Origin of the sequence: Nostoc sp. (assembly GCF_035638895.1) — a bacterium.
In the GTDB taxonomy this organism is placed as follows: Bacteria; Cyanobacteriota; Cyanobacteriia; order Cyanobacteriales; family Nostocaceae; genus Nostoc.
In genome coordinates, this window is the sequence record NZ_DASQZC010000584.1 from 1 (window position 1) to 3,120 (window position 3,120).

Annotated in this window: 3 protein-coding genes and 1 pseudogene; 2 read left to right on the forward strand and 2 right to left on the reverse strand. The window is 66.5% G+C overall.

Annotation, left to right across the window (positions count from 1 at the left end; genetic code table 11):
- Nucleotides 1-122: 122 nt before the first annotated feature.
- Entirely contained in the window at nt 123-1,481 is a 1,359-nt protein-coding gene (locus VE944_RS28950) for an IS4 family transposase (protein WP_324985593.1), read from the forward strand.
- Between the two features lie 27 nt (nt 1,482-1,508).
- Nucleotides 1,509-2,147, forward strand: a complete 639-nt coding sequence (locus VE944_RS28955) for a PHP domain-containing protein (protein ID WP_324985596.1) — start codon at nt 1,509-1,511, stop codon at nt 2,145-2,147.
- A gap of 198 nt (nt 2,148-2,345) precedes the next feature.
- Here VE944_RS28955 and VE944_RS28960 read toward each other — a convergent pair.
- Together VE944_RS28960 and VE944_RS28965 are read right to left on the reverse strand one after the other, a co-directional pair.
- Nucleotides 2,346-2,612: pseudogene (locus tag VE944_RS28960) on the reverse strand (transposase family protein); the annotation flags it as partial.
- A 185-nt stretch (nt 2,613-2,797) separates the two neighbouring features.
- Nucleotides 2,798-3,120: alpha/beta hydrolase (locus tag VE944_RS28965; RefSeq protein ID WP_324985599.1), on the reverse strand; the 323-nt coding region annotated here is incomplete at its 5' end.

Sequence of the window (3,120 nt, forward strand, 5' to 3'; positions counted from 1 at the left end):
CAACGCCGCTCGGTTAGGGCGTCATGGTTGCGGTCAAGGGCGTGTCGCTCGGGCATAGTGAAGCGGAGTTCCGGTATTGAGGTGAGTCACTCAAAGACAGCCTCGAGACCAGGAACTCCGCTTTGGTCGATCAGATTGCCATAACTCGGACGGTGCGGGTAGCCGCGGGGGTGTTCGCACCGGGCCATCTGGGTGAGTTGACCCAGTTCATACCATTCGAAATGGTCGACGAGGTCCTCGCTACGACCCGTCGTACCCAGCAGCGGATCCGGTTGCTCCCAGCCCGGGTGGTGGTCTACCTGATCCTGGCGGGGTGCCTGTTCGCGGAACTCGGCTACGGGCAGGTGTGGCGGAAACTGACCGCCGGTCTGGCCGGGTTGGACCTGACCGAGCCGTCCTCGGGCACGTTACGGGAGGCACGCCAACGGCTTGGGTCCGCGCCGCTGCGGGCGTTGTTCGATCTGCTGCGCGGCCCGGTCGTCACCACGGCGAGCCACGTCGTGCGCTGGCGGGGCCTGCTGGTGACCGCGATCGACGGGACCACGATGTCGGTAGCCGACGCCGAGAAGGTACGGACCCGGTACCGCAAACAACGGGGTAACCACGGCGGTGCCGGCTACCCGGCGCTACGGCTGAGTGTCCTGCTGACCTGCGGCACCCGCTCGATCATCGACGCCGTGTTCGGCCCGAGTAGCACCGGCGAACTCGACCAGGCCCGCACCCTGGCCCGTAGCCTCCGAGCCGGGATGCTCCTGCTGGCCGACCGTAACTACGCCGCCGCCGACCTGGTCAAGACCCTCGCCGCTACCGGGGCGGATCTGTTGATCCGCTGCAAGAACGGCCGCCGCCTACCGGTCATCACCAGGTATTCCGACGGGTCTTGGCTCTCGAGCATCGGCACCCTACGGGTGCGGGTCATCGATGCCCAGATCAGCGTCAAGACCACCGATGGCATCCACACCAGCGGCTACCGGCTGATTACTACCCTGCTCGATCCGCACCGCTACCCGGCCGGTGAACTGATCAGGCTGTATCACCGCAGGTGGGAAGTCGAAACCGCCTACTTGGAGATCAAGTCCAGCATCCTCGGCGGTCGGGTCCTGCGGGCCCGTACCCCCGACGGCATCGACCAGGAAATCTACGCCCTGCTCACCGTCTACCAGGCCCTGCGCACCGCGATGACCGACGCCACCGACAGCCAGCCCGCCATCAGCCCCGACCGGGCCAGCTTCACCACCGCCCTGAACACCGCCCGTGACCAGCTCACCAACGCCGCCGGCGTCATCGCCGACACCGTCATCGACCTGGTCGGCGCCATCGGCCGTGCGGTCCTGGCCCACCTGCTGCCCGACCGCAGAATCCGGGTGAAAACCCGGATGATCAAACGCTCGAACTCCAAGTACCAAGCCCGCGGACCCAACATAGACCGACGCAGCTACAAAGCCACCATCACCATCGACATCATCACAAATCATTGCTAACCACCGGCCCGCCCTAACCGAGCGGCGTTGGTGCTAGTCCCGCCCGAACTGGACCAGGAGCGCTACCTCGCCTCGCTACAGCGGTGCCGCGAGATCTTCCCGTCGCTGCGCGTCATCAGCGGCGTCGAGCTGGGCGAACCCCACTGGAACGCCGTGCCGGTCGCAAAACTACTCGGTACCGGCCACTACGAAAGGGTGCTCGGCTCGCTGCACGCCCTGCCCGTCGATGGCCACCTCGTCGAGGCGAACGCGCTCTACCGGCAGCGTCCCGCCGTCGAGGTGATGCGGCTCTACCTGGCCGAGATCGCCGAGCTGATCGCGCGTACGGATGCTTTCGCGGTCCTCGCCCACCTGGACTACGCCGTCCGCGGCTGGCCCGCCGAGGCCGGGCCGTTCGACCTACACGCCTTCGAGGACGAGTTCCGGCACGCGCTGCGCAGCCTCGCCGCCACTGACCGGACGCTAGAGGTCAACACCCGCATCCCGCTAGCCTCGGAGATCGTCCGCTGGTGGCGCGACGAGGGCGGCAAGGTGGTCACCTTCGGCAGCGACGCCCACATCCCGGACGCCGTCGGCACCGGCCTGTCCGCGGCCGTCGACATGGTCGAGGCACACGGTTTCCGTCCGGGCCGTCATCCGTACGACCGGTGGACTCTCCCGGGGTGACCGTCACTCACGACGGTTTACAGAATCCGTCTAATTCCGGCGAAGCGGAGAAGCCGTTCGCATGGAAGGCGTGACATGGATCATGCTTACCCGTGGTCTGAGCAACGGAGGCCGCTCTGTAGGCGGCGAACAGTGCTGATTGGGTGAATCTGACCTCTGCCATCCCCGGCGCAGCCGGGCATATCGATGGCTGGAGGGTCATTCAAAACCCGGTGCGGTGGCTCTGAAGATCTCCAGGGCGGTAACGGTGCGTAACACGTCGGGGAAGTCGGTCATGATCCGGTAGTAGCCGGTCTTGAGAATCTTCCAGTTCTTCAGGTGGCTGATGGCGCGTTCGACGGCGGCGCGGAGCCGGTTGAGGCTGTAGTTGTAGGCCTTCTGCTGGGCGGTGAGTTCCCCGCCGGGTGGCTTCCTGTCCGGGGTGATCGCACCGGTGCCCTGGTAGCCGCCGTCGCCGATCATGCCGGGGCCGCCGGGCGTGAGGTGGTCGGCCCAGACGTCCTCTAAACGACAAGCTCAATGCCTTGATGGCGTCGGCCTGTTGCGGATGGTCCCGGGCCCAGGTGTAGGCCCCCTCGCTTGGGTGAAGCGTCACGGCGTGAGCAGTGCGCGGCGCGAGTCTGCCACGCGCTGCCCACGCTGGGGTGGAATCAGTCACCGAGCGATGTCAGCGGAGCCTTGGCGCCGAGGCCTTCGGCCTCGTCGGTGGGCGTGGCACTCGGGTCCGGCGTCTGCACCGGGAACGGTTCGAACTCGGCAGCGCACACCGTGCCTTTCGTCGGCATTGTGCCGCCCAGCAGGTACCTGTCCGTGTGCGCGGTAGCGCAACTGTTGCGGGCGTAACTGATGTGGCCGTAGCCGTCCACGGTCAGCAGGTGAGCGTTGCCCAGGTTGTTCTGTGCCTGGTTAGCGGAGAAGAACGACGTCGCCGGGTCGAACCGCGTGTTGGTCAGCAGGATGGGCGCCGCCGTCT